The 23,941-nt window shown below is 49.5% G+C and carries 40 protein-coding genes; 36 read left to right on the forward strand and 4 right to left on the reverse strand.

What is annotated here, in order from left to right:
• The first annotated feature begins 373 nt into the window (after positions 1-373).
• From FPV09_RS04970 to FPV09_RS05055, 21 genes are all read left to right on the forward strand, one after another.
• Complete coding sequence (locus tag FPV09_RS04970; protein ID WP_148882593.1) at positions 374-1,234, forward strand: integrase; 861 nt, start codon at positions 374-376, stop codon at positions 1,232-1,234.
• A gap of 156 nt (positions 1,235-1,390) precedes the next feature.
• Complete coding sequence (locus tag FPV09_RS11965) at positions 1,391-1,558, forward strand: ribbon-helix-helix domain-containing protein (RefSeq protein WP_168194729.1); 168 nt, start codon at positions 1,391-1,393, stop codon at positions 1,556-1,558.
• Positions 1,559-1,716: 158 nt separating this feature from the next.
• Positions 1,717-1,893 carry a hypothetical protein gene (locus tag FPV09_RS11970; protein WP_168194730.1) on the forward strand — a complete coding sequence of 59 codons (177 nt, stop codon included), beginning with the start codon at positions 1,717-1,719 and terminating at the stop codon, positions 1,891-1,893.
• A complete protein-coding gene (locus FPV09_RS04975) occupies positions 1,890-2,252 on the forward strand; it encodes a hypothetical protein (RefSeq protein WP_148882594.1) in 363 nt (120 codons plus the stop codon). Before FPV09_RS11970 ends, FPV09_RS04975 begins: the two co-directional genes overlap by 4 nt.
• 1 nt (position 2,253) lies before the next feature.
• On the forward strand, positions 2,254-2,382 hold the full coding sequence (locus tag FPV09_RS12215; protein ID WP_281288768.1) for a hypothetical protein: 129 nt from the start codon (positions 2,254-2,256) through the stop codon (positions 2,380-2,382).
• A gap of 617 nt (positions 2,383-2,999) precedes the next feature.
• A complete protein-coding gene (locus tag FPV09_RS04980; protein WP_246112317.1) occupies positions 3,000-4,241 on the forward strand; it encodes a hypothetical protein in 1,242 nt (413 codons plus the stop codon).
• Positions 4,241-6,580, forward strand: a complete 2,340-nt coding sequence (locus FPV09_RS04985) for a hypothetical protein (protein ID WP_148882595.1) — start codon at positions 4,241-4,243, stop codon at positions 6,578-6,580. The genes FPV09_RS04980 and FPV09_RS04985 overlap by 1 nt, the downstream gene beginning before the upstream one ends.
• A gap of 11 nt (positions 6,581-6,591) precedes the next feature.
• Positions 6,592-7,158 (forward strand): hypothetical protein, encoded by a 567-nt coding sequence (locus FPV09_RS04990; RefSeq protein WP_246112318.1) that lies wholly within the window; start codon positions 6,592-6,594, stop codon positions 7,156-7,158.
• Positions 7,145-7,702, forward strand: a complete 558-nt coding sequence (locus FPV09_RS04995) for a hypothetical protein (RefSeq protein WP_246112319.1) — start codon at positions 7,145-7,147, stop codon at positions 7,700-7,702. The genes FPV09_RS04990 and FPV09_RS04995 overlap by 14 nt, the downstream gene beginning before the upstream one ends.
• Positions 7,703-7,779: 77 nt before the next feature.
• Positions 7,780-8,049: a hypothetical protein gene (locus tag FPV09_RS05000; RefSeq protein WP_246112320.1), complete on the forward strand. Its 270-nt coding sequence runs from the start codon at positions 7,780-7,782 to the stop codon at positions 8,047-8,049.
• Entirely contained in the window at positions 8,049-8,291 is a 243-nt protein-coding gene (locus FPV09_RS05005) for a t26-9p (RefSeq protein WP_148882597.1), read from the forward strand. Before FPV09_RS05000 ends, FPV09_RS05005 begins: the two co-directional genes overlap by 1 nt.
• 3 nt (positions 8,292-8,294) lie before the next feature.
• Complete coding sequence (locus FPV09_RS05010) at positions 8,295-9,059, forward strand: hypothetical protein (RefSeq protein ID WP_148882598.1); 765 nt, start codon at positions 8,295-8,297, stop codon at positions 9,057-9,059.
• A gap of 212 nt (positions 9,060-9,271) precedes the next feature.
• On the forward strand, positions 9,272-9,559 hold the full coding sequence (locus FPV09_RS12160; protein WP_246112321.1) for a hypothetical protein: 288 nt from the start codon (positions 9,272-9,274) through the stop codon (positions 9,557-9,559).
• A gap of 5 nt (positions 9,560-9,564) precedes the next feature.
• On the forward strand, positions 9,565-10,386 hold the full coding sequence (locus FPV09_RS05020) for a hypothetical protein (RefSeq protein WP_148882600.1): 822 nt from the start codon (positions 9,565-9,567) through the stop codon (positions 10,384-10,386).
• Between the two features lie 124 nt (positions 10,387-10,510).
• Positions 10,511-11,446: a hypothetical protein gene (locus tag FPV09_RS05025; RefSeq protein ID WP_148882601.1), complete on the forward strand. Its 936-nt coding sequence runs from the start codon at positions 10,511-10,513 to the stop codon at positions 11,444-11,446.
• Positions 11,439-11,924, forward strand: a complete 486-nt coding sequence (locus FPV09_RS05030; RefSeq protein ID WP_148882602.1) for a hypothetical protein — start codon at positions 11,439-11,441, stop codon at positions 11,922-11,924. The genes FPV09_RS05025 and FPV09_RS05030 overlap by 8 nt, the downstream gene beginning before the upstream one ends.
• Positions 11,925-11,935: 11 nt before the next feature.
• Complete coding sequence (locus tag FPV09_RS05035) at positions 11,936-12,718, forward strand: hypothetical protein (protein WP_148882603.1); 783 nt, start codon at positions 11,936-11,938, stop codon at positions 12,716-12,718.
• Positions 12,715-13,083 (forward strand): hypothetical protein, encoded by a 369-nt coding sequence (locus tag FPV09_RS05040; RefSeq protein WP_148882604.1) that lies wholly within the window; start codon positions 12,715-12,717, stop codon positions 13,081-13,083. Before FPV09_RS05035 ends, FPV09_RS05040 begins: the two co-directional genes overlap by 4 nt.
• A gap of 58 nt (positions 13,084-13,141) precedes the next feature.
• Positions 13,142-13,351, forward strand: coding sequence for a t26-17p (locus FPV09_RS05045; protein ID WP_246112322.1), 210 nt, complete (start codon positions 13,142-13,144; stop codon positions 13,349-13,351).
• Positions 13,348-13,812: a hypothetical protein gene (locus FPV09_RS05050; RefSeq protein ID WP_148882605.1), complete on the forward strand. Its 465-nt coding sequence runs from the start codon at positions 13,348-13,350 to the stop codon at positions 13,810-13,812. The genes FPV09_RS05045 and FPV09_RS05050 overlap by 4 nt, the downstream gene beginning before the upstream one ends.
• A gap of 162 nt (positions 13,813-13,974) precedes the next feature.
• Complete coding sequence (locus FPV09_RS05055; RefSeq protein WP_148882606.1) at positions 13,975-14,514, forward strand: hypothetical protein; 540 nt, start codon at positions 13,975-13,977, stop codon at positions 14,512-14,514.
• Here the strand turns inward: FPV09_RS05055 and FPV09_RS05060 are convergent.
• Both FPV09_RS05060 and FPV09_RS05065 read right to left on the reverse strand, forming a co-directional pair.
• On the reverse strand, positions 14,455-14,841 hold the full coding sequence (locus FPV09_RS05060; protein WP_148882607.1) for a hypothetical protein: 387 nt from the start codon (positions 14,839-14,841) through the stop codon (positions 14,455-14,457). The genes FPV09_RS05055 and FPV09_RS05060 overlap by 60 nt on opposite strands.
• 94 nt (positions 14,842-14,935) lie before the next feature.
• Positions 14,936-15,511, reverse strand: coding sequence for a hypothetical protein (locus FPV09_RS05065; RefSeq protein ID WP_148882608.1), 576 nt, complete (start codon positions 15,509-15,511; stop codon positions 14,936-14,938).
• Between the two features lie 108 nt (positions 15,512-15,619).
• Here FPV09_RS05065 and FPV09_RS05070 point away from each other — a divergent pair, with 108 nt between their 5' ends.
• The 3 genes from FPV09_RS05070 to FPV09_RS05080 all read left to right on the forward strand — a co-directional run bounded on the left by FPV09_RS05070 (position 15,620) and on the right by FPV09_RS05080 (position 17,800).
• Complete coding sequence (locus FPV09_RS05070; protein WP_148882609.1) at positions 15,620-16,846, forward strand: hypothetical protein; 1,227 nt, start codon at positions 15,620-15,622, stop codon at positions 16,844-16,846.
• A gap of 88 nt (positions 16,847-16,934) precedes the next feature.
• Positions 16,935-17,291, forward strand: coding sequence for a hypothetical protein (locus FPV09_RS05075; protein ID WP_148882610.1), 357 nt, complete (start codon positions 16,935-16,937; stop codon positions 17,289-17,291).
• Positions 17,288-17,800, forward strand: a complete 513-nt coding sequence (locus FPV09_RS05080) for a toxin-antitoxin system TumE family protein (protein ID WP_148882611.1) — start codon at positions 17,288-17,290, stop codon at positions 17,798-17,800. The genes FPV09_RS05075 and FPV09_RS05080 overlap by 4 nt, the downstream gene beginning before the upstream one ends.
• Positions 17,801-17,865: 65 nt before the next feature.
• Here the strand turns inward: FPV09_RS05080 and FPV09_RS05085 are convergent, their stop codons facing one another.
• On the reverse strand, positions 17,866-18,297 hold the full coding sequence (locus tag FPV09_RS05085) for a hypothetical protein (protein ID WP_148882612.1): 432 nt from the start codon (positions 18,295-18,297) through the stop codon (positions 17,866-17,868).
• 20 nt (positions 18,298-18,317) lie between these two features.
• The gene (locus FPV09_RS05090) at positions 18,318-19,325 is read right to left on the reverse strand and encodes a hypothetical protein (RefSeq protein ID WP_246112323.1); all 1,008 of its coding nucleotides are present in this window, start codon (positions 19,323-19,325) and stop codon (positions 18,318-18,320) included.
• 259 nt (positions 19,326-19,584) lie between these two features.
• On the opposite strand from FPV09_RS05090, the gene FPV09_RS05095 reads away from it, so the two are divergent.
• From FPV09_RS05095 to FPV09_RS05135, 12 genes are all read left to right on the forward strand, one after another.
• Positions 19,585-19,938: an AbrB/MazE/SpoVT family DNA-binding domain-containing protein gene (locus FPV09_RS05095; protein WP_148882614.1), complete on the forward strand. Its 354-nt coding sequence runs from the start codon at positions 19,585-19,587 to the stop codon at positions 19,936-19,938.
• 278 nt (positions 19,939-20,216) lie between these two features.
• Entirely contained in the window at positions 20,217-20,375 is a 159-nt protein-coding gene (locus FPV09_RS11975) for a hypothetical protein (protein WP_168194731.1), read from the forward strand.
• Positions 20,376-20,512: 137 nt separating this feature from the next.
• Positions 20,513-21,355 (forward strand): SlyX family protein, encoded by an 843-nt coding sequence (locus FPV09_RS05100; protein WP_148882615.1) that lies wholly within the window; start codon positions 20,513-20,515, stop codon positions 21,353-21,355.
• A complete protein-coding gene (locus tag FPV09_RS11980; protein ID WP_168194732.1) occupies positions 21,348-21,515 on the forward strand; it encodes a hypothetical protein in 168 nt (55 codons plus the stop codon). Before FPV09_RS05100 ends, FPV09_RS11980 begins: the two co-directional genes overlap by 8 nt.
• Complete coding sequence (locus tag FPV09_RS05105) at positions 21,508-21,879, forward strand: hypothetical protein (RefSeq protein ID WP_148882616.1); 372 nt, start codon at positions 21,508-21,510, stop codon at positions 21,877-21,879. The genes FPV09_RS11980 and FPV09_RS05105 overlap by 8 nt, the downstream gene beginning before the upstream one ends.
• 1 nt (position 21,880) lies before the next feature.
• Complete coding sequence (locus FPV09_RS05110) at positions 21,881-22,072, forward strand: hypothetical protein (protein WP_148882617.1); 192 nt, start codon at positions 21,881-21,883, stop codon at positions 22,070-22,072.
• Complete coding sequence (locus tag FPV09_RS05115) at positions 22,069-22,284, forward strand: hypothetical protein (protein WP_148882618.1); 216 nt, start codon at positions 22,069-22,071, stop codon at positions 22,282-22,284. Before FPV09_RS05110 ends, FPV09_RS05115 begins: the two co-directional genes overlap by 4 nt.
• Positions 22,281-22,529 carry a hypothetical protein gene (locus FPV09_RS05120; protein WP_148882619.1) on the forward strand — a complete coding sequence of 83 codons (249 nt, stop codon included), beginning with the start codon at positions 22,281-22,283 and terminating at the stop codon, positions 22,527-22,529. The genes FPV09_RS05115 and FPV09_RS05120 overlap by 4 nt, the downstream gene beginning before the upstream one ends.
• On the forward strand, positions 22,526-22,759 hold the full coding sequence (locus tag FPV09_RS05125) for a hypothetical protein (protein ID WP_148882620.1): 234 nt from the start codon (positions 22,526-22,528) through the stop codon (positions 22,757-22,759). Before FPV09_RS05120 ends, FPV09_RS05125 begins: the two co-directional genes overlap by 4 nt.
• A gap of 12 nt (positions 22,760-22,771) precedes the next feature.
• The gene (locus FPV09_RS05130) at positions 22,772-23,245 is read left to right on the forward strand and encodes a hypothetical protein (protein ID WP_148882621.1); all 474 of its coding nucleotides are present in this window, start codon (positions 22,772-22,774) and stop codon (positions 23,243-23,245) included.
• A complete protein-coding gene (locus FPV09_RS11985) occupies positions 23,242-23,412 on the forward strand; it encodes a hypothetical protein (RefSeq protein ID WP_168194733.1) in 171 nt (56 codons plus the stop codon). Before FPV09_RS05130 ends, FPV09_RS11985 begins: the two co-directional genes overlap by 4 nt.
• Entirely contained in the window at positions 23,412-23,939 is a 528-nt protein-coding gene (locus FPV09_RS05135; RefSeq protein WP_148882622.1) for a hypothetical protein, read from the forward strand. The genes FPV09_RS11985 and FPV09_RS05135 overlap by 1 nt, the downstream gene beginning before the upstream one ends.
• Positions 23,940-23,941: the final 2 nt, after the last annotated feature.

Here is a 23,941-nt window from a genome sequence, read left to right on the forward strand (position 1 = left end):
AACACAATACACAGCGGTTTTAAGCGAGCAACTTATCCGACGAATTTTGGTCAAAAAGCGTTTCCAAAAGCTTCACCAAAAGTTCGTAGCTCTTCTCCAGGTTGCACTTTGGAAAGGTGGTTTCTCAACTCAAGGCCAACGTTTCAGGTGAGAACCATTTTGGTGTTCCTGTTGAAGGGGTTTAACTCCAAAAGACGCCCGAAGGGCGTCAAAAAAGCAAACCCCTTGTACGGGAGTATTTTAGAGTTGTTCTCCGTGTTAAACGCTCCGATAATGAGAAACCACTTGAAAATTGACACTTCCAGAAGGGGCTACGGACCTTGATCAAACTTCGCCTTCGCGAAGTTTGTTAGAATGGAGCCCCGGGCGGGATTTGAACCCGCGACCGGCGGATTACAAGGGTATAACGCTCCAAACGCTAAATGAGCTGTGGAGCCAGCACAAAGAGCAGTTTAGAGAGTGGCTTTCCCGTAGACTCGCGAAAGAAAAGACAGTGAAGGACTACTATAATGCTCTCGAAAAGCTGTTCATGAACTACACCGTGACCTTCGACAAAAGAAGCATAAAGGAAGCCATTGGTGCAGTCGGAAACAAGAAACGCTACGCCTACGGCCTCAGGAACTTTCTCAAATTTTTGGCCGAGATTGAAGTTATAGACGAGGAATTTTCTAAGTTCTTACAGAGCTACGCAAAGGCTAAAACAAATGGGGTCCGCGAAGTCTACATTTTAGATAGAGAAGTCTTTGAAGCATGGGAGCACATCAAAGAAAGAAGGGAGGAAGCACAGCTTTTGTTCAAACTCATGGTGTTCTCGGGAGTTCGTTTATCGCAATTGGTCAGAATGCTCTCGACTTTTGACCCAACGTTGCTCCAGTTCCCGGTTGAGGGCATAGCCAGGTACCCAATCCGTGAGCTCTCCAAAGGAAAGAAAAGGGGTTTTTGGGTCTACATGCCTTCTGAACTGGTTACAGAACTCAAAAGAATCAGGATAAAAGAATCCACGGCATGGGAATGGGTTACGTACAAGAGAGTCTCGGCTAACACAATCAGGAAGTGGCACTACACTTTCCTCATTCGCCAAGGGGTTCCAGCCGACATTGCGGATTTCATCCAAGGCCGTGCAAGCCAGCGCGTGGGAGCGACGCACTATCTGAACAAGACCCTGCTCGCAGATGAGTGGTATTCTGCGGTTGTGGATGAACTGAAGAGGGCGCTGGAGGAGGCAGAGCAATGATTGACCCCATGCCTGCAGTGGATGCAGCAGCCTGTCAAGCCAGTTGCTACGCAATCTGCATGACCATGACTTTCTTCTTTGTGCTTGTACTCCTCACAATAGTCCTTTTTGGCATACTAGTCTATTTGGTAAAAGGCAAAAGGAGGTGAGCGGAGGATGGCCCGTCCTAAGTTGAATGGCACTGGTGCTTTTGTATGGGCTTTTAGCATTGATAAGGAGACTCATCGCATGATTAAAGAACTCTCCCGGAGTCTTGGCCTCAACAACGACTCGGCTGTTGTCAGGATGGCAGTAAGGAGGCTCTACCAAGAGATAAAGGCTTGATTTCCACCAATCTTTTATAACCACTATAAACGCTCTATAAAGCGCTTTTCTAATATTCTTAAATACCCTCACCGTATTCTCTATTTTAGCCTACCTTGGGTCTTCCTCCGCTCAAATCAGTTCTGTCAAATCATCATTGCCGGCACGGAGGCGGTAGTATGGATGAGCTTGACGGAATCGCTCGGGAGATCGAATTCTATGATAAGTATGCTTCGAAGCTTCGTCAGCAGATTGAGGCAGCGCAGCGGGAGCTCGCGAGGATAACGAGACTCAAGCAGCAGAGGCTGGCGGAACTGGCCCGGCTCAAGAAAGCGCGAAAGGTGGTGGCAGTATGAGGCCCAAAAGCCTCGCTCAACTCCTGCTCTTCATCCTTATTGCAGCATTCTGGTTCTGGACATCATGGGACATCATGACGAAGGAAGCCTTGGCCCTCGGCGCTCTCGGTGGACTCACAATTCATTGGGCTCTCACGAACAAAGGCTCAAAGGCAGTTGCCCTCATCGAGCCGCTCACAAGCGGCTGGAGAGTCATGCTCTATGACATGATGCTCGTGGCTTTCCTGGTCGCGCTGGCTCAGCAGGCTGGCATGGACTTGACAGCTCTTCTCAACGCGCTCAAGAATTCTGTACAGAACCTCGCGCTTCTGCTGGCTTTGCTCGGTGGCATTGGGATTGACTACAGCGTGGGTGGTTGAGATGGCTGTCATTGAACTGGTACAGGTTCTTGCGTACGGGGTCCTCATTCTTGTGGGCCTTAGCCTGCTCTACGAGGCGGCTTTGGCTGCCTGGCTATATCATAAAACCGCTCGGAGGTGGTCGAAGTGAGGAAACTCGGCGTCATGCTAGCTCTGCTAATCTTGTTCGGAACGCTGACGGTTGAGGTGTCGGCTTCAGGATTGTCGAGGGTGTTTGATTACACTTCGTCTGAGGAGAGGATGAGTGATTTTGACCCTGCAGCTGCGTACGATACAGCTGCAAAATTACGTTACTTTACAGATTCGAGTGGAATAAAATATTGGCAGTGGCACCCTAGCATTGGTCTGAGTGGTGTGCAGAATATGACACTGCAATGGAGGACGACTATATCGAGATATGTCTCGGCTCCTACTGGACAATCTGCTGCGGAAGGGTGGGGTATCAAGATAGTGTATAGGAACAAAAACGACAATTCGACGTATTCAGTCATATGGAAAACGTGGTCTGATGTAGATAAAGCGACGGCAAACAAGATACACGAAGGAGCAATTCCGGGCTTCATTGATGATGATGAAGTTGATACATCGAGAGTATTTTCGACAACAATTAACATCTGGCAGGATGTGTCTCGTGACATATATGATGTTGAGGGAGTATATCTTTTCATTGAGGCTGATAGTGGGGATTTTTACTCCATTGAATCGACTGTGTGGGTTGAGAAAATAGTTTTGAATTATGAAGGGGGTGTGGTTTCCTTCTCCCTCCGTGACGGCCTCACTGGCCAGCCCCTGAGCGGTGTAACTGTCAAAGAAGGCGATACGGTTCTCGGCACTCTGGACAACGGCGGGAGCTTAGGACTCACGAAGGGCGCTCACACACTCACTTTCGAAAAGCAGGGTTACTGGAGTGTTACTAAGACGATAGACGTTCAGGGCGACATGAGCGTTTCAGTTGAAATGTATCCCTCCAGCGCGGCCTTCAAGCTCGAAAACTTCCCGAGCGACATCACGATTCCCGAGAACACGATTTACACGCTCGCCTTCACCATCTCCCCCGTCGATACGAGCGCGACCTACAACACTTATCTTTCCTTAAGCGGGCTTTCTGATGTTCTCGAAGTCAGAAAAGACGGCTCTGCCATCTCACCCGAGGGCGGAAAGTATTACCTCGGCGACATCTCCTCGCCCGTCCAGGTCAGCATTAAGTTCAAGGCCGGAGCCGTCGGCCAGCACGGTTTCACCCTCACCCTCACCTCGAACGATGCAATCATGTCAAAGACATATACGACGACGAAACAGGTAACCTACACCGTCGAGCCGCTCCCGTTCAGCGTCCAGATGCCCTCTGAATGGCAGGTGGGCGAAAATCAGCTGAGGATTTCTGAAAGTAGTGGACAAAGCTACCTAATCACCGCAGTTCTCAAAGATTCGAGCGGAAACGAGGTCTGGAGCGACAGTTACGCCTTCTCACCCTACGAGGCGCACACCTTCCAGATCAATGTTCCAGCTGAGGGCTCCTACACGCTCGAACTCCAGTTCAACGGCCAGACGGCAGTCTATGACATCACTGTAAACCCGGCTATTACCCTCGTCACAAAGACCCTGACGGTACAAGAGGGCGGTGAGGGAACGATTACCCTCCACTTCAAGAACCCGAGCTCCAGCGTGCAGTACTACACGATAAAAGTCTCCGGCGGCTTCCTGCCGGCTGAGATCAACCAGAGCATTAGCGTTGCTCCACTCACGGAGAAGGACGTGAGCATAGCCTTCGCCGTGCCGGAAGACCTCACCTACGACGCTTACGAGCTCCAGGTGCAGGTTCTCCGGGGTGACAGCGTGGTGTTCAGCGACAAGGTTGCCGTCACGATAGGCGATTCTGAAGGGTTCAGCCTCTTCGGTGGGGCCAGTTCTGAAGGAAAGGCGCTCTACTACGGCCTTGCCGCGCTCATTGGCCTCGGCCTCTTCGTCGTGGTCCTGAGGAGGAGGTGATGAAAACGCTAGGCTGTTTCCTTCTTTCAATTATTCAGAAACGACGCGAGAAAATGGAGGACGAGAAGAGGCCTCAGTCTTCGAGAAGAACTACCCACAAGATCGCCACCCTTATGATATTCATACTCCTCATCAACGCTCAGTATGCTGCCGCGTGGAGCCTTAGAGATGCAGTTAGGCCAGCAACGAGCTGGCTGGAAGAGAAGTTGAATGGTGCATACAACTGGCTAAAAGAGGGCAGACATCTAGGAACTGCCGTAGGGGCCACATGCTTTGCAATCACCATGGCTGGAGCAACGAAAGGTGCCGTAACAGGTGCTGTCGGGGGCAGCGTAGCTCCTGGAATTGGAAACATAGTAGGGGCTATTGGTGGAGGCATTGTAGGAGCTCTTATAGCGGGAGGCGCATGTTACCTCGGCGGTGCTGCGATAGAAAACTGGATCAAGGACAAGTTTGACTTTTTCAACAACGATGATGACGAGGACGGTGGAGGACTCGCAATACTGCAGCCGAGGAATCTCTCTTATAATGAGTATGCTTCAAAGACAACCTTACTTGATGTTTTTAACACGACGTTTGTTAATGTCACGGAACTCCTCCAGGCAGAACAGAGGGACTTTGAGGAACTCAAAGCAAGACTTTCCACCACCCTCGTGCCATACACTTTTGAGGAGACTGATGGCAACGTTGGAGAATTCAAAGACGTGACTATTCAAGGGCCAGACGCCATATATGGATTTTCAGCATTCCCTATTAAGTTTAAACTCTCTCCACGAGGCAACACTGAAGTGAAAGACCCAATTTGCCTCACAGACGTACGTCTTTACGTGTATACTAGGGACGGAAGACCTCTGTGGACGCGTACTTGGAGCTTCCAGCCGGGCGAGAAATGCGGAGAAGAGGACACGGTCTGGACTTTTGAAACAGTGCTTAAGGGGCCCGACCCCTACGAAAACCAAGTAGATGCTGTCCTGAATGGAATGGCCAGTTGGGACATTATCAACCAGATTTATATGGCAACCCCTAAGGATGAGCCTTACGAAATCGTTGCAGAGGTTACTGGAGTACGCCAGATTTACTACAAAACTGGTGACCAATGGATCTTTGACCACAACGAGACCATTTCAGCGAGGTGGAGAACAGCCAGCGCGTACTATCATATTGCAGCAGGCAGAATCCAGATTGGGGGCTTCTCGGAAGGTACTCTGCCCGTAGACTTCAAGGATGACCCAAAAGCGAGTATGTTTGTTCCATATCTAATGAGAGGCTCCGGAGCTGCCTCAAACATAATCGCAAGAGCGTGGGCTAACCCACTCCATATCATCAACGCCTCCTCCACCTACAAGATCTACATCGGCGCGAACAGTCAGTTCTTCAATCTCGTCCCAATACCAGGGTTGACAGTCACTGACGAAGCAAGGCTTGTAGTATACAGGTTGCTCAAAAACGGGCAGTGGGAACTCGCCACTGCGCTCCCAATTGGTGGGATGGTAACTCTTGGGGATATACTCTCCAATCCAACAGCCTTTGAGGGCACTGTACTCTATCACGGCGCTTCTGACATTGTGACATACATGGCCTTCATTGGAATAAAGGCCAATGTCATCAGGGACGATGGGGTACAAATCCCAATATGGCTACTCATTTCTCCAAACATAGCAGTCAAAGCCAACGAAGGCAGAGTCGTACGCCTGGACCCGCGCTGGAAAGATTTGGAGAACCTAACCTCTGACGGTGAATGGTCAGCATATGACGCCGAACAGGCAAAAGCGCTCGTTGATGCTATCGTGCAAGAACTAGAGGAGAAAGTGGCTTCTGCAGAGCACTACATCGAGACAGGTTCACAACTTGGCAATCAGAAAGTTGTAGATTACGCCACCAAAGCAAAAGAGCACTATCTGGAAGCAATCAAGTACGCGAAGAAGATTCCAACTTCTGAGAAGCTTGAGGACACCATCAGGTACCTTGAGATCGTCAGGGACGAGGAGATGGCCGGCGACTATTATCTAGAAGCAGCCAGGCTGGCCAGCTATGGGGCCCATGACCAGGCCGAGACTATGGCTGAGACAGCTGAAAAGATTGCGGACGTTGCGGACCAATACAAGCCATCGTTCTTTGGAATACCCGGGTTCGGCAACTTCCAGCTCGGAGATCTGGTCTGGTGGTTGATTGCACTGGCAATTGTTGCAGGAGTGTTCTATGTCTTGTTCGGAAAGCGGGCGGCAGTCCTTGTGGCAGTACTGTTCCTGGCCTTTGCAGTGCTCGATTCAAACCTAATCGGCGCCATACTGGCCAAGATTAGCGGGTTTAGCCTGCTTGACAAGCTCAAGTTTTGGTGAGGTGATGAAACGTGGGGAATGCAAACAAGACTGAAAACCGGTCCGGAGTTGGAGAACGGGCCGGGAATTTCTTTTTCAACAAACTAGGCTTCAGAATAGCAGCCACTGGAATGATGGCAGCAATCGCCTGGTACGCGCAGGAGAAAAGCGTCACGATAGCAGAATTTAACGCTGCATACGCCAGCATTCCACTCACAGGAATACTTCTCGCAATGCTCTTTGACTACGGCCTCGACACGGGAAAACTCTACAACAGAATGCTCGGCAGGGGCAAGAGCGGGCTTTCAAAGCTCGTCTTCGCATTTGGCGCAGTTTTCGTCTTCTTCATGATGTTCACTTGGCTCCTGGCAGGGACAATTACGCTGAACCTTGCCGCAGTCACGCCAGCTACCCTCGTCGCTTCGGCCCTCGTGGCTCTCATCGTTCTCCTGCCGAATACCGGAACCAGCGAGTGGCTCCTCTGGCTTTGGATTGCGGAAACCATCGTCACCGGCGGCGCGTACTTGACAATACTCCCGGCCATCTCGCTCTTCCAGATGGCCGTTGCGACACTCCTCGGGGGTGGTGCTCTTGGTTGATTGGGGAGCTCAAAGGGCCAAACTGAAGACTGCCAATTGGCTCGTGAAACTGCTCATAGTCGTGGTAATAGGTGGCTTTGGACTCATGTGGGCTGCAGATAAGGCAGTGACTGTTGGGGATTTCGTGACTGTGGTAGCTAAGACACCCATCTGGCTTGTTATTGCAATAGAACTCTTTGACAAGCTCGCGGACAAGAAAGACTACACGACTTGGGGCGTCTACATGAGCAGGCAGTGGGGCGGCAATTCTGTCCTGTGGGGTATTGCGATTGGCATGATAGCCTTCCTAGGAGTCCTCTACATCATGGCCGGCACAATCAGCATGAACATGAATGCATACTCTCCCGGCATCTTCCTTGCAACACTTGCCTATGCTCTCTACATTGTCATGCCAGAAACTGGCGACGACGAGTTGATCTTGTTCCTCTGGCTCGCTGCACAAGTTGCCACGAAAGGCCAGTACCTCAATGAGGCCGTCTTCAGCCTGCCCTTCATCACCAAGATATTCAGCGTCGTCATCAGCAGGATTCCACTACCACTTTGAGGTGATACAAAATGCTCGGCAGGGTTGCAGCGGCTCTCATCGCCTACCTCCTCTGCATTTTCCATTTCAGTGACGCAATGACTTCAGTAGCTGGCCTCTTCGGGCTTAGTGGCTTTTGGGCGCTCTTCATTCCCTCGGCCCTCATCGGCCTCGCAGTCTACAGAATCGTCGACCTGGATAATTGGGGCGTTTGGGACGCTGCGGCGTTCCTCACAATTGGTAGTATCGCAATGCTCGCAATGACCGGCAATCCGGAGGCCACAGCCTACGAGCTCATCAAGGGCGTCGTTTCGTTCAGCGTCGCGGCAATCCTCGGTGCTCTAGCACTGAGGGGGGGTGGGCGCTGATGGATGTGGCAGAAATCATCGGGCAATTCCAGAGTCTAGCCGGACAATACCCATACATCGCCCTCGCCCTACTCATGTTCCTGATAGGCGCTCTCGTGCGCGGGAAGGCAGCGCTGATATTCTACGCCCTCGGCGGCCTCGCGCTCCTCAAGTCATTCGGGCTAGTTGACACTTTCTTTTCTTTCCTGAAAGAAGTCCCTAACATGCTCAAAGAAGCATTTGGAAGTTTAGGAGGTGTTTGAAGAATGAGGAAAAAAGAAAGGCAGCTTATAACAATCGGCCTCGTGCTGCTGTTCGCGGCAATTGGATGGTGGGCTTACGCCCACGATGGGGGCGCGGCAATAATAGACTTCAGCGACACCAACACCACAACGACCGAGACTTATCAGCTCGCCGTCGCTGATCTCACCGCAGCAGTTGACCAGGCAACCGGCCACGTGCTCGTGACCTTCAGCCTGACGAACGAGGAGCACTTCAACATCAGCAGCGTCCAGGTCCTCTACGCGCTCAACGTCGCTGACTCGAACAACGCCACATACACTGCCCTGAACGCCACCGCCGCCAACGGTACTTACAGCGCCGAAATCCCGGCCAGCTTCGGTGATGTCGTCTACTACAAGGTCAAGGTCGTCTATGACAGCACTGAGGAGCTCGTGACTGATGTTCAGAGCATAACTGTCGCCGATACCACTGCACCGACCGCGACCCTGAGCATTGAATACAACGCCACGACCGGCAACGCGACCATCACAATCAGCGCCAGCGACAACGACGCCGTGGACAAGGTCGTTCTCTTCTATGCAGTCACCACAGACGGTAACCTGGCCAACGTGACCTTCAGCAACGTCACCCTGAACGTCAGCCCGTACACTCATGTAGTCGCCGTTCCAACGAACAACTACCTCGACGTTTACGCGGAAGTCTATGACATCAGCGGTAACATGGTCAGAGTGCCCTCGAACGGCACGCTCCAGCTCTATGCGAACGAGACCAAGACCATAACCGGTTGAGGTGGGCTGACATGTACGCCCACCGTTCCTCCCCTTCATTTTCCAGAGTGATTCTACGCCTGTTTGCAGTAGTTAGCCTAATTTTTTTGCTCGGATTCGGGTATTCGACATTTGCCGAGCACGATGACCTAAAACAGCGCCTATACGAACTCGGCTACCCCTCAGAAGGCTACATCTTCACAAACAACACCATCTTGTGGGCAGACGGGCATTTGACGAAAATCCAGGGCGCTTACATCGAAGACTATCCGATCACCGCCGAGCAGGCGTATGAAATAGTAAGAAACTACCTCGCCGACTACAACCAGCGCCTCAAGGAATATGATTCTAGCTACTACCTCGCGCCGAAGGCTGAGAGCCTCACCGAGGTCGAGGAGAACGGGAATTCGTACTGGAAGTTTGAGGTCTGGCTTCACACGGGCGGCTCGAAGGTCTTCGCCGGTTTTGCGCTCGTGAACAGAAAGACGGGCACGGTGAAAATGAAAGGCATTTTGGGGTGAGAAACATGAGCTTCAGAGGTGTGAAAGCACTGGTTCCTATATTCATATACATGATAATAGGCTTCGGGCTGGCATCTGGCGCAAGTTTCTACAAGTGGAGCGGGAGCCTTGAGGTAGGGGAAAGCGTTCACATTGAAGGCCTCACCCTCACCGTGGACAAAAACAACGCCACCGGAGAGCTCGCCCTCATCATCAGAGCTCCGGATAAGCTTCTCGGCCTGCTCAAGGCCGGCGAGAGCGGCGAGTTTGAAGGGCTTGAGATCGACTTCAAGGAATTCAACGGCTACGGCATCGTGGACATCTCAAGCGAGAAGCCCTTCCCCGTCAGCTTCACCACAAGCGAAGACTACCAGAAGCAAATTGAAGAGCTCAAGCAGGAGAACACAGCCCTCGAGGCCGAGAATGAGAAGCTGAAGAAGGAAGTCCAACAGCTCAAAGACGAAAACACAAAGCTCAAGCAGCGCGTTTCAGAGCTTGAAAAGCAACTGAAGAACCAGCCTAACACCGCCGAGCTCCAGACAAAGCTCGTGAACCTCACAAAAGAAAACCGCGAGCTCAAAGCCGAGCTAAAGAACCTTACAGACAAGTACAACGCCCTCAAGGCCAAGGCCGACTTTCTGAGTCAGCAGAACGAGGAGTACCGGACTATGATTCAGAACCTTCTCAAGGAGACAGCGCAGGGGAGCGAGCGCGAGTACGTTGAGCAGGCAAAGAAAGAGCGCCTCATCGGTTCTGTCATCATCAAAACCCTAGTAGCGGCCCTGGTGGTTGTAGGGCTGATTGGATACGGGCTGTACAGGAAAAAGAGGAGTTGGGAGTTAACATAGCTATAACACAGGAGGAGGCGGGAGTTTTGAAGAAAAAGGCTGACGGCCGGGGAGGAAGCATGTAAAAACATTATGTGTGTGAAAGGGGTTATTTTATTTTCAGTAAAGAAACGGAGGGGTTAGCGTGGAGTACGTTGACAAGAATCTGGCCTCATGGGCGCCCACAACAAAAGGACGCCTGAACGAGATTTATCTCGGAAGAGGCGTTAGAAGCATGAATCATACTCTAGACCGCTGGCTGAGGATCAATGAGGACGATGCCAACCACATGCTCTTCCTTGGCCCGAGCGGCTTCCAGAAGTCAACAACAATGAAAGCCATCCTACAAGAGATCTGGTTAAACACTCGTTGGGGCAGGAACCAGGAACCCCCACTTATTATAATCTTCGAGCGCAAGTACGATCGCGCTAAAGCGCAACTGGTCAAAAAGACGTTCTACGATCTGGTCAGGGAAAGAGGAGAGGGCTGGCTGAGGGCGAGGATGACTCAAGTGATGGAGCTCAAGCTCTATATCCAAATGCTTGAGCTTCCAGCCTATGAAGGGCAGCTTGGACTCATGGGGGACTTCGCACTCGGGTGGGAGAACATCCTCGGCTGGCTGAGGTACGATAGGCAGCGCACCCTCTTCAGTCTCTTCGGCATCCGGCCACAAGCCTTCCCCATCAGGAGATTTGTCTTCAATCCAACCAGAGATCCTCACCACATAGCCCTGGACTCTGGACCAGAGACGGAAGTCGTTGCAACATTCATCCGGTATGAGCGCTTGGACTTCGAGGATGTTGCTAAGGTCGTAAACATCAACCCCAACACAATCTATGCTCAGATCATAAAGTCGGCGTGGGACGAAGAGAAGGCGAGGGATCCTGATGACCTCGTTATGGAAGCAAAAAGGATCTACGATGAAATGCTGGAATTTCTTGAGGTGGAAAACAAGAAGCCTCCAACGAGCCTGTGGGGCGTTTACAACGTTGCCAAGAGCCTCAAGAAGGTTAGGTGGTTGAAAGTCAAAGGAAAAAGACCTCTTCGACCAGCTCGACAACACGAAAATCAACGTGATTGACTTTAGCCAGAACTCTGACCTGACCGAGAGCGCAAAGAACATCATCTTCAAGAAAGTCGTCGAATGGGTCCTGAACGAGTATGTCCAGGAGAAAGAGACGGCCGTCTTCATCGCTGGCGATGAGATCCAGAATTACCTCCGCTCTCGGTGGGGCAAAGCTATGGCCGCCAAGCTCTTCAGAGAAGGCCGTTCCAATCAGGTAAACTTTCTCGCCGCCACACAGTACCTTCACAGCCTGCCGTCCGAACTCATATACGGAGCCAGCCACATCGCCATCCTTGGAACCCTCGCTTCAGCTGACGACTACGCGCTCCTGAAAAAGGTTGTTCCAGATTTTGACGTCAGCTTTGAGCGTATTGTAGCCTCTTCGCCCGATGAAGTTGAAGAGCTCAAAAGAAAGTATCGCGGGCGCGGTTATTTCATTTACAACAAGTTCTTCACCGAGCGGATTCATTTCCGCCCTTCACAAACCCTGTGAGGTGAGTTGAGATGCTCGAGTGGTTGAGGAGGAAAAAGAAAAGAGAAGGTGGCCTTCCAAGGAGGGATTATTATACCGAACCCCAAAGCGGGCTCCAAGAGAAAGTCCTTGAGAAAGCCGAGCAGACCGAACAGAAGTTGATGCATGAGGAAAAACCTGTCCTCCAGGACTGGAGACAGAAACAGGCTATCCAGTCATTGAAGTTTGTGAAAACACATCACCAAGTCCTGAAAGTCTATTACAAGTTCAGGAATGGCGACGCAGTAGTGAAAGAAGTCGTAACCCTCGGCTACGTCCAGGGCGTCGCAATAGCTCCGAACAACATGCTTGTAATTGCATACACGCCAAGGGCGCCGAGCTGGCTGGATGAAGTGTTTTTGTCCATTGCAAGGGTTCTTGGCAGGGGTCCACATCAAAAGCTCCTCTGGACTTTCCCACAGTTTGCCCCACTCTCGGCCATGGACACGACGATAATCGTGGAGGCCTCAAGGATAATGAGCACAGTGTGGGGCGACTTTGCAATGCCTCCGGAGCTGAGCGAGGAGCAGATCGCAGCCTTCTACGCAATCTACCAGAAGAGCCAGACGCTTGAGGCCCTGGTTGATAACGTGCTTAAGAAGACCGGCTCGCTCGTGAACACGGCCCTGGACATCAACCCATTCGTCAAGAGCTACCAGCTCATTGAGAAGACCAAGAACCAGAAGAAGAAAGAAGAGCGCCTGAAAGTGGCCGAAGGTGGAGAAATCATCCTTAGCAGAGGAGAGAAAGACATTTGGGAGGAGTTCAACATATGAGCGAGGTAGCCGAACCAACCGCCCCACCACAGGACGAACAGAAGGTCGTAGCGAAGGACCTGTTCAAAGAGATACTCGAACAGCAGGAAGTCGTGGAGCCACAGCATACTCTCCCGGCTGAGGATGTGAAGGTTAGCGAGAAGGAGAGAAAGCAGAAGAGTGGCGGAAAACGCCGCTACATTTCCATTACTGACAGAACAAACTCGGCGCTGATGCTTCTCGTGCTTCGGAGGCTGAAGGCAGCGGAAGAACACTCGTTCCAGCCCGACGTCAGGGAGAACATCCGCGAGGCCGTAATCATCCTCAAGCGCATCATCGAGGAGAACGAGGACATGTTTCCGGGAGTGTTGAAACCCAAACCCTAACATCTTTCTTTTTCTACGGTAGAAAACTTTATAAGGGAGAGTATTCTACTGTATACTGGTGAGGCAGGTGCTCAGGGTCCAGGTGAGAAAGCAGATCAAAAGGCAGAAAAAGAGGGGCAAAGTCTATAACGTCGAGCAGAGGCTTATTTACGTCCCCTCAAAAGCCGAGCTTCCAGAGGAAGTTTACCTCCTCACTCCCGAGGAACTCAAAGAGCTCGCCGAGCTGATTCCAGAGGAGAAAAGGCCGAGCTGGCTGGTGGTGGAATGAGCTGGTTAATCTTCGTGGACAAATCAGACGACAGAAACATCTCCTATGTCTCCGTATTAATAATCGCCGACTCAAATAAGGCTAGTGTCTACAACAGCGTAGTTAAATGGATTAAACACTCCAAAAAGCTTGGAAAGAAGAAAATCAGCTACTTTAACGATTTCCCCGAGAGATATTCCCGAATCTTGCCTTTTATTGAAGTATCGAGAGCTTTTTCATATTTCAAGGGCTCAAAACTCCCACAGGTTCTCTTTTCAACCATTGACGCTTATGTTGGTGATTACACTATCTTTGTTATAGATGATAAACTCGTTAAGGCCTTTCAGAAAAGATATCCGGGCCACGTGGTTTTTGTAGAAGGCAAACTAACTGACAAGCAACTTGAGAAGATAATGGACCTCGCCGACAACGTCTGCAACTACTTTAGGCTCAAGAAGGATCTGAACACAATATGGAAATGAGTAGAAGAAGCCGCCAACTCCGTCCCCAACGGGACTTCATGCTCATGCGGCTCATCGCCCGATCATTCTCACGGGCTCAATCTTTGTTATGTTCTTATTGTTTTTAATATTTTCGCTAAGGACCTGAAAACTTTTTAGGGAGGTTCACAGATTTAAATTATGATGACAATGGCTGAGGCGTATCACGTCACCTGGAGAGACTCCATAGAATGGCTCCAAATAATCCTTGTTTTTACAATAGTTAACTGGCTCCACGCGCTAATTGGCACCATAATCCCATTCATTATCCTCTGGCACTATGGATTAGCTCCCTACATGAGCACCGCACTCGCAGGATACGCCGTCTTCAACACAGTCTTCCTCCTCAGAAACTGGCCACTCCTCAGAAAAAGCATGAAAATAGACATAGCTAACATAGACTTCAAAAAACAGTTCCTCACCACCTCAATCACCTCAGGACTCATTGCTACAGCATACGCACTCATCGGAGTGCTCTCAGGTATTGTTTGGGTCCCAATGCTCCTCGCAGTTTGGGACCACTATCTCGTGGAGAAGAGATTATGGTACCTCACAATCACCGGCTGGATACTCGCAATTAAAATCACCCTCTTTGACAAACCCAAAATAGACAAACAACAGAGCTTATTTAACCTTGGAGCTATCAGCCTCCTTATTGCCCTCGGCCTGTTTAAGAAACTCTAAAAACGCCTTTTTCACCTCTCTCTTGTACAAGTACATATCATACCAAATACTTGGGAACCTGCAGAACAGCAGGAGCATGGCCACGAGGGCAAAGACAACAGCGGCCGAACCTCGGATATGAAACGCCCCAACATCAATCTCCAATACATCGGTTGCTTGCGAAACCGGCGAGAGGAGCACAAAAAGCGACCATATTAAAAACGGGACAAAAACAAGCTCAGTTATAACCTTCTTGCGGAACTCAAACTCCAACCTGCGTTGAATTTCATTAGTTGACTCATCGAAAGGATTAAAACCACTAACCCAATTATCTCCACTCGAAGACACGCACTAACCCCCCTCTTTTTACCCTTAGAAAAATAGCACTACACACTTTTTAAGTATTAATGAAAAAAGAAAACCTCACGGCAACCGGCCGACCTCATGGGGAACTACGTTGTAGGAGCTTTCCAACTATATATAAGATAAGGCCTGCCACAGTAATTGCTCCAAAGATTAGGAAGTTCTTCTTCTTGAAAGAGTCATCATAAACTGAAATCGTTGCCATGACTGTTGCCTCCCCCGGCCATTTATCTAAGTCCTTTGGCCAATATTCCAACAGAATCTCAAACTCTCCAGTAAACGGTGCCTTGAAACTATACTCAAAGGGGGACATCAGAGGAGTTCTTCCAACGTTATAGAAGAAGTCTGTAGGATCTCTACTAAATTTGATGTGAGACTTTCCGTCAATCATGATATTCACAGGCACCAATTCACCTTCAGGGCCCCTCCCCTCACCTTTAACAACAATTAAATTATCCTTCTCTGCAATGAATTTAGTGGGATATCCAGCGCCGACATAAAGCTCCTTATTCAGATTATATTCCTGTATCAATTTTGGAGGGACTGCATAATAATAACCAATCCCGAACATGCCAATCGCGACCAGGAGAATTCCAAACACAACTAACCCCTTTCCAAGACTCATTCCAGGGCCCTCCTCCGCTCTTTTTGACAAGGCAATACACTTATTACAACTTGCTATAAGAGCATTGCGGTACCCAAACTCAAAGCAAGTAAACCAAATGGTTTTTATCTTTCAATTCGTACAATGAGTGGTGATATCATGCGGAGGAAGGCCCTAGCGTTAAGCCTCGTAGTGGTCTTATTGGCATCAATCATCAGTGGGTGCATAAGCGGGGGAGAAACAAAGACAGTCACAGTTACCAAAACCGTCGGGCCAGAGGAGACTACAACGAGTCCCACAGAGACTACGCAACCCACAACCAGCATCACGAACTCTCCAGGAGAGACCACCCCGTCCACGACAAGAAAAGAAACCCAAACGATGACATCCAATCCATCAACGACCACCAGTACCGTGAGGGTTGAAGATGAAGACGTAATTTCGCCAGACTGCAAAAGCGACGCATGGAGAAACGACTATGAGGAGGCCATCGTTTGCGGAGTCCAGAGAGGGTTCCAAGAACCAATATTCCCCGAAGACTTTTACATCACCACCAACGATCCCTACAGAGTTGCCTTAGAGTTCGCCGACTTCTTAGGCAATAACGTCCACCTGGACGTTCAAAAGGAGAATCAGAGCATGATAAAAGGGTACTACTACGACATTCAAACTCCGCTCGAATTAAGAGGTAATATGAAAGGCACTTACGCGGACTTTGCAATCACAGGAGCTTACATATTCCTAGAAAAAGGACTGGACACATACATCGTCTACGCCGAAACAGAAAACGGTTTTGGCCTCTGGCCAGCATTCAGGGTTAAAGAACAATACTATGACAGAATCCTCCTAATTTACTGGCCGTACATAATACCAATGACCCTCGGTGGGGCAATCGAGCTCCTCGACTACGCAGGAGAGCCCGTTAAGAAAGTCAAGATATATCACCTCTGGCTTGACGACAAAAAAGTCAAAGCAAAGCTAATTGAGACCACAGAACCAGGTCCGCTGACCCCGGAGTATATGATGCCTGCGACGATGGATTACTTCGACAACAAGGGGCAAGTGAAGCTGGACTTAATCGAGAAGCTACCCAAAGTCATCCAAGAAGACAACCCCAACTGCAAATACGTGAAAAGCGTTGATGACATTTATTACAGGAACCTCAAGGAATACGAAGTCAATGTCCCACTCGTACTCTTCCTTTATAGCAAACCCTATCACGAGCAGTGGATGGATATCCTCGCCAAGAGCACCTACGGATACTTAAAGCAGCAGGGGTTCGACGCCCAAAAGTGCAGAAAGTTCACAATCCTCGACGTTGTCCCCTCCGCCTTTGTTAAAGGAGGCATGTACATCAGAATCTATGCGGAAATGCCCAATTCATGACCTCGCTCCTACTTTTTTACAAACTTTTACAGTAATAATTCCGTAAGTTATTTAATATTCAATACCCTAAGCAATCTCAGGTGAGAAAATGCCAATTGCGATCCCCATGGAGGACCTCCCACGCGAGACCCTAAACAGAATGAGCAAGAGAGAGCTAAATAAACTCATCAAAGATCTAACACTCGACGCTGAAACCTCGGCAAGCGAAATCCTCCAGCTTTCAACTCCGAGAGAAATAATAGAAGTCAGCGAAGGCCTTGGCGTCCCACTAGCTACAAAGGAAGAACAACTCCGAGAAATCCTTGAGATAATAGAAGAATACCGGAGGGAATACAGCCCCAAAGAAGAACTTGAAAAACTCGCCGAAACCAGCCCACACCTCAGCATAATCCTCGAAACCTGGAACCACTACGAGGAACTCCTCCACAAGGAGGGACTCCTGTGAGTAGAATCCCATTAGTGGTAGCCATTTTTGAGGATAGGCACTCAAGAGCCCTCCCACCCCGAAACAAAGCTTTTAAACTTCTCCTGAGCAACGCAACCTTTCTAAAAAACATCGAACGTCGATTAGCCCGTTACGGGATAATCCAAGAGGTTACCTTTAAACCACGACCACCCGCCACACCCGACGACAACCTGGAGTACCAGGCCAAAATAACATTTACAACCGGCCACGTTCTCTACATCATCGACCGCTTCATTGAACACGACTGCAATGGAAAAACCATATTCCAGCGCAAATTCTCAGCCTACCTAAGAGACACCCTCGGTCATGAACTCGTCGGATGGGACAACTTCCACGACGAACCAACCTTCCAATCATGGCCCCTCCACATGCACGGCAGAGGTCACACAGAACCGATACCAAGCAAAGAACAGAGCCTTCCAGAGGTAATGCAAACCGTAATAACCAAATACATAACCCCCTACATCCTCGGCCAGCACATACGCTGAAGAACAAACCCATTTCTTGAAGAGCAGGTAAAAATCCCCCACACGGGAAAATTTCTCAAACATCTTTAATTAAATCTTAGCTCGGCCAGTTTTTTGAGTATCCAAAAACAAGAGTAAACCATACCTAAAGAGATCATAAATAGAGCAAGCACAAGATATCCAAAAATCGCGTTTTCTGATAAACTTGCTCCCCCAATCATCGAAAGAGTCAAAACAATAAGCAAAAACGTGAAAGTAGCATAATATATTGTATAACTTTGTTTAAAAGATTTAAATTGCTGTAGCTCCCTGTAAATCTCTATGTCTGGAAGAGTGTGTAGTATTGTAACTCCAACCAATACGAATCCAGCAAGAACACCTGAGATAGATGCCATTGTCCAATAAAACTCCGACGTGGGGGTTAACATTTCTAACGGTCCATACTTCGTTAAAATGACCACAAATATGAATGAGATAAAGCCACCAGCAATACCCTTACGAAGGATTTTCGGGAACATACCTATTCACGTTTAGCTTCTCAACTTTCACCGTTTAAAAACTTTTCAATCTTCTCATACAAGTCATTGTAGGCTTCTATAATTTTGTTATACATTTGTTCTGAGTCCACTCTCGACCATTCTTCCTTCGCCCGGACAACCTTTTTTGTGGCTATCAACTTGTCTTCAAAAATATTTTTATCTTTTAGTTCATGTGTCTTTGGGTCTTCATATTTAATAATAATGTCTTCTACAATATTCAGCTTATCATCAATTTTTCTTAGTTTGTCCACAAATGATATCACAGCATCCTTAGAAAGCCTCTTTTTCTTAATCCTCCCATCGACCGAGGCCTTTATTTCAATCACATCCGGCCCCAAGAGATATACAAAATCTCCAAGCAATTCACTAATATCCTCATCCATGTCCTTTTTGTGTTTCATATAATACACGTACTTTGTTGCCGCCATTCTCAGATACATAGATACCACACGGGGAGACCTCAGAAGCTCCTCAATGAACTCCCGGTAGTACACTTCCATGAGGTCAACTACACTCGCCTGACCAAACAAATATTGGCTAAGGAAATATTTTAGCTGATATGAAGTTGGTCCATCTTTGTATCTCTCCATCCCAACTATACCGTTAGGGAACACGACAAAGTGAGTTGGATAATACAATCTCTCTTTCCGGCTTTTGTCTAACTGTATGCCATTTTCATGACCCTCTTCATCAATTTTTGTTGGCAAATCCCTCTCTTTACCGTATCCAATCCTCGCAGTAATGACACCCTTTTCAGGCCCCCCAATCCATGGAATCAAATTAAATTCTGCAGGATTGTCTCTAATTAAAATTAGATCTCGTTCAAAAGAATACTTAATCTCTAACACCCTTTTTAGAGGTATATTTCGGTCAAGGAAATCATGATGATTATGCAAGAATGCTCCGAACTTTTGTCTAAATTTGTGGTCTAATATTCTATTCTGCTTATACCTCTTAAGTACTTCATCTCGCGGAATAAGCTTGTAAAAGTATATCTTGCGCTCCAAATAGTCTTTCATTTAGTCTCACCAAAAAAGCTTAAACACATCCCTTAAATAATTTCCGTACGTAATCTTTACGCTCAGTTTTAGTGTCAGGATTTTACCCCTCTCACACGACTTTAACGCAGGATGAACTCGACCCCTACAAAAGGATCATCCACACTCGCCACCAAAAGGTAAACCTTATGAGCAGTATACCCAAATGGGGATATAGTATATACTCCATAATCCAAACTCCAGAAGACACAACCAAAGAGGTGAGCCAATGAAAGAAACCAAGGAACCGCTGGCGAAGTTTCATGCAAGGGTAGATAAAGACGGACGATTAGTCATACCAAGGTATATTCGAGACACGTTAAAAATTGAAAGAGGGGATTATGTTAAATTAATTGTCAGGAAAATCAAAATAGATTTTAATGACAAAACGATATTTGTTGAAACTCAAAAACAGATAATTAGCAAGGTCGGAAGAAAAGGAACTGCATACATCCCCAACGAAATTCGTAAAAGTCTCAATATTGAGCCAGATGAGCTAATAGAAGTGGTTCTTTTAGACATCTTCAAGAGCGAAGTACCCGATGAAGAGTCTAATTTCAAATATGTTTTTTTGGACGTTTAATTATATATAGATATAATTATCGTGCAAGAAAAGAAGAAGAGAGAAGAGTTTATATTACTGCTTCTGCTCTCTAAGCAGTTCTTTTTCACGGCTTGAATTTATGATATACAAAATCTGCCAATTATGTTCACTCAACCACTATTTAAAGTAAACATCTGTTAAGCTATGAACATTACGCCTCAATTGTGCCCACATAAATTTTTTAAACTTTCCTTCCGTATGGTTTATGGAACTAAGTTCCATATATGGGTTTAAGTTCCAAAAAGGTGGTGGCCAAGATGCCGAGAACTCGGAAGTATAAGGCCGTCAGGCGTGTGGAGTTCCTCCTTCCGCCCGAGAAAGTCGAAGAAATGGAGCAGGCTAAGGGGCGAAAGCCTTGGGGTGAGTTCGTTTGGGAGCTGTGGGAGTTCTGGAAGACTCACCACACCACAGTTTAGAGGCGACAATTATGGCCCGCGTTCGGAGACCAACAGCAGGACCAGGAAGACCCAAAAAGTGGCCAGAGGAGCTTGTTGATTTGTTTCTTCGTGTTCCTAAGTCATACAAAGAGAGATTCGATGCCGAACGCGGGCCGATGAGCAGGACTGAATACTTCGTGTTTGTGATGGACCACACTCACAAGGACATCAAAGAAATGGGGCGGAGAATAGCAGAGCTTGAACAGATGGTGGCTCTTCTTGAGAAGGAGCTTGAGCAGAAGAACAAAATCATTGTTCAGAAAGACAAAATAATTGAACGCCAGAATAGGACCATAGAGCAACTCGAAAAGAAGCTCGAGGACTGTGCTTCTAAGCTCTTTGACTGCAAGAACAACAAGCCCAAGCTTTCCTCCAAGTGGTCAAAGATTCTCCTCGCCATCCCCAAAGCGGTGGAAGAAGGCCTCACGTGGAACGACCTCATGAGAGACCTCGGAATCCTCGACCCGCAGGAACAGGTCGCAGTCATGCAACGCTTCTTCATAACAATCGACGAGAACGGCAGGATTCCAGAAATCATCAGGCCCTTACCGGGCATCAGGGAGCTCGAAGGCATCGACCTCTACAGGAAAGACGGCGTAAACGTCCGCTTCGCTAAAATAGTCAGGGAAGACACGCTGAAGGCGGCCAAGAGCCTCGACGTTCCAAAGCCCACAGAAGACGGCCAGCCTGCGGTTGAGGTCCCGAGGGCGAAGATTGAGAAGCAGTTGAAGGCCTGGTTAAAGCAGTATGAGCAGTGGGCTTCGAGCTGGAAGACAAAGGAGAAGGCGGAGTCTTTCTTGAAGAGTGTCGGCAACAATGGACTCAAGCGGCTTGTGCGGGAGTACGGTTTCGATGTTGTGGCGGAGGTTGTTGGTTCTAACGCGGATTTCAGGGCCCTGTTCGGCCCGTTCTTGTTGAAGCTTGAAGGAAAAAAGGTGGAGGTGACGTCTGATGTCTGAGTATGGGGTTCGCCTCTCTGAGAGGCTGCCGGTCTCGAAGGCCACCAAGGAGCGGCTCCTGGCTTTCGTCAGGAGTAATGACGAGGTGAAGAACGCGGACGAGGCGATTTCGTTCTTGTTGGACTTTTACCGCAAGCACAGGAGGGAGGCCGATGTCTGAGAAGAACGTTTTGGTTGAAGTCTTGGAGAAAGGCGGCATCTTGGTGCATGCAGGCCTGATAGGGGACAGCATGGGACAGGGCATCTTCAGTTGTTGCACCTGCCCATACAGGGGCGAGTGCGAGGCCTTCTACAACTACATAGAGATGTATCCTGGCGACTTCGCCGACACCTGTGGAGTGGAAGACTGCCCTCACGCCGATGAGGGCATTATCATGATTGCAGAGAGGACTGGAGCATTCTTGACAGTAACGACCACTCCAGAACTTGTTGAACTCGTGAAGAGGGAGTGGGAACGAATAAAGAAAGGGCGGCTCGCAAAGGAGGCCGATTCGGCCTCCTCATCTTCTTTTGGAGGTGTTTGAGGTGGCCAGGCGTGGCCGTCCTTCAGTAGTAAAGCCTTGGCTGGTGACTATCAGCGGGGGAACCACCAGGAAAATCGTCATTCTCGCCCGAACTCAGGAGGAAGCGGAAGAAAGGGCCCGCTTCATGGTCAAGCAGAGCTTCCCGTTCTCGACTTTCTCGGTTAGGAGGTATTACGGGAGGGTCAGCGCATGACTGGCGAGGTTTTGCCCGAGAAGGTTGGCATTACCAAGCCCTCAGAGGTCCCGGGCGCGGTAGTTCTGAGCCTGACGACTCCGGCCTCGTGGGAGGAGTTTCAGGGCTTCCTGAAGGCTGTGGAAACTTTGCAGGGTGATGGTTTCGTTGTTCGTTCTGTCGAGTCGAGCTACAAGCTGTTTAGGGTTTGGCTGAGGAGGGATGAGGAATGAGCCAGGCGGAGGCTGAGTTCTGGAGTTGGGTCGCTTCGGAGAAGGCGAAGTTGGATGAAGTGCTCCGTGATAGGGACGAACCGCCGACCCTGCTTGAGTGGCTTGAGCGGGGGATTCAGGTTGCCAGGGAGACAGCGTTCTCGTTGAGCATTCGGCAGGAGAACGGGGCCGAGTACTGGACGGGCTACGCGGACGCGCTGGAGACTCTGTTGAGGAAACTCCAGCGCAGGGAGGTGAGGGTATGAGGTCTGAGCAGGAGCTGTATGAAGCCCTGTTGGACGTCAGGAGAAAGCTGGACAATGTGATTGAGACGTTCGAGCTCTTCAGGATGGGCATCATGACAGGAACGGCTCTCAGCGATGCGTGGACTGACTTCAACATTGCAGCGGGCAAGATCAACGCGGAGATGTACGGGTACGCGTACTGGAGGGAAAAGACGTTCGAAAGGAGGGTCGCTCATGAGCAGAAGGCTTGAGGGGGCCTCGCCATGATCCTCCGCCCTATCCTCTCACCTCTGACTGCCACCCTCATCCTCGAGCACCCGGAGGTCAGAGTCTACGAGCTGGACAGGGTTCGCGCTGACGGCGCGGAGCTGGTGCTCCTCGCGCTGGACCTCGACGGCTGGTTTGACTACTACATGCTAGAGAAGAGGGATGGCAGGGGCCTGCACCACGTCTACCTCACACCGTGGGCGCGCTCATGGAAGCTCAGCATGGAGTGTGAGGATCCGACGAACTGCAGTGACGTGCTCAGCATTCGTGGGGACGTGAAACTGCACTACCTCCGCCGCCCGGCCGACCTGTATGTTCCTGGCCCTGAGCGCCTGTGGAACATGATCCGGGAAGAGGCTGGACTGCCGCCTGTTGCGTTCCCCAACTCGACGACGCACGTTCTTGCGTGGGCAACCTTGAGGGCGAACTGGACCTGGAAGGTAACCTGGCACCGGGGGGTGAGGGCATGACTTTTCAAACTGCTCTCGAAATTTTTTCCGAGAATGAAAAGAGAGAGCGGAGGAGGATTCTCGCCGTGGCTAAGGGCCTCAAAAAGCACGTTGAAGCGTACAGGCAGACTTATCGCAAGGACATCATGAGGGAAGTCATCAGCGTCCTCCTCGGGGGTGAGGGCTGATGCCAGCAGCGAGGGCCGAGATGATCCGGCTTTCCGCGGACGCAGGAACACCGATTTACAAACCTTTCTTTGACTACATGCGCCGCTCTCTCCTCGACATGGAGAATAGATATCTCTTTAGTGACCTGGTCGAGTACCTGTTCCCTGGTGAGTTCTTCATGTATGACGTGGATTCCGTAGTCTTTGACAGGGATTCGAGGGAGCCGGTGGCGGCGTTCGAGCTGAAGCGGAAGAGTTGGAGAGTCGCTCAGGGAGCGTGGGGTGCTGGAAAGCTGGAAGTGAATGGTTACCAATTCCTCAGGCTGAAGAGGCTTGCCAGGCGCTTTAGCGTGCCAGTATTTTACTTTGTTTGGGTTGGTAAGCATTTTGCGGTTTTCAGGGTGGATGAAGTTTGGGCCGAGTTGGAGCGGAAGTACGAAGGAACTTCGGCAGAGGATCTTTACGCGGTTATTCCGCTGGATGATGTTCAGGTTGCTGAGGACTTCATCGAGCTGAGGAGAATCATGAGGGAAGTGCTCGGGAGGTGACG

It is taken from the genome of Thermococcus aciditolerans, from assembly GCF_008152015.1.
In the GTDB taxonomy this organism is placed as follows: Archaea; Methanobacteriota_B; Thermococci; order Thermococcales; family Thermococcaceae; genus Thermococcus; species Thermococcus celericrescens.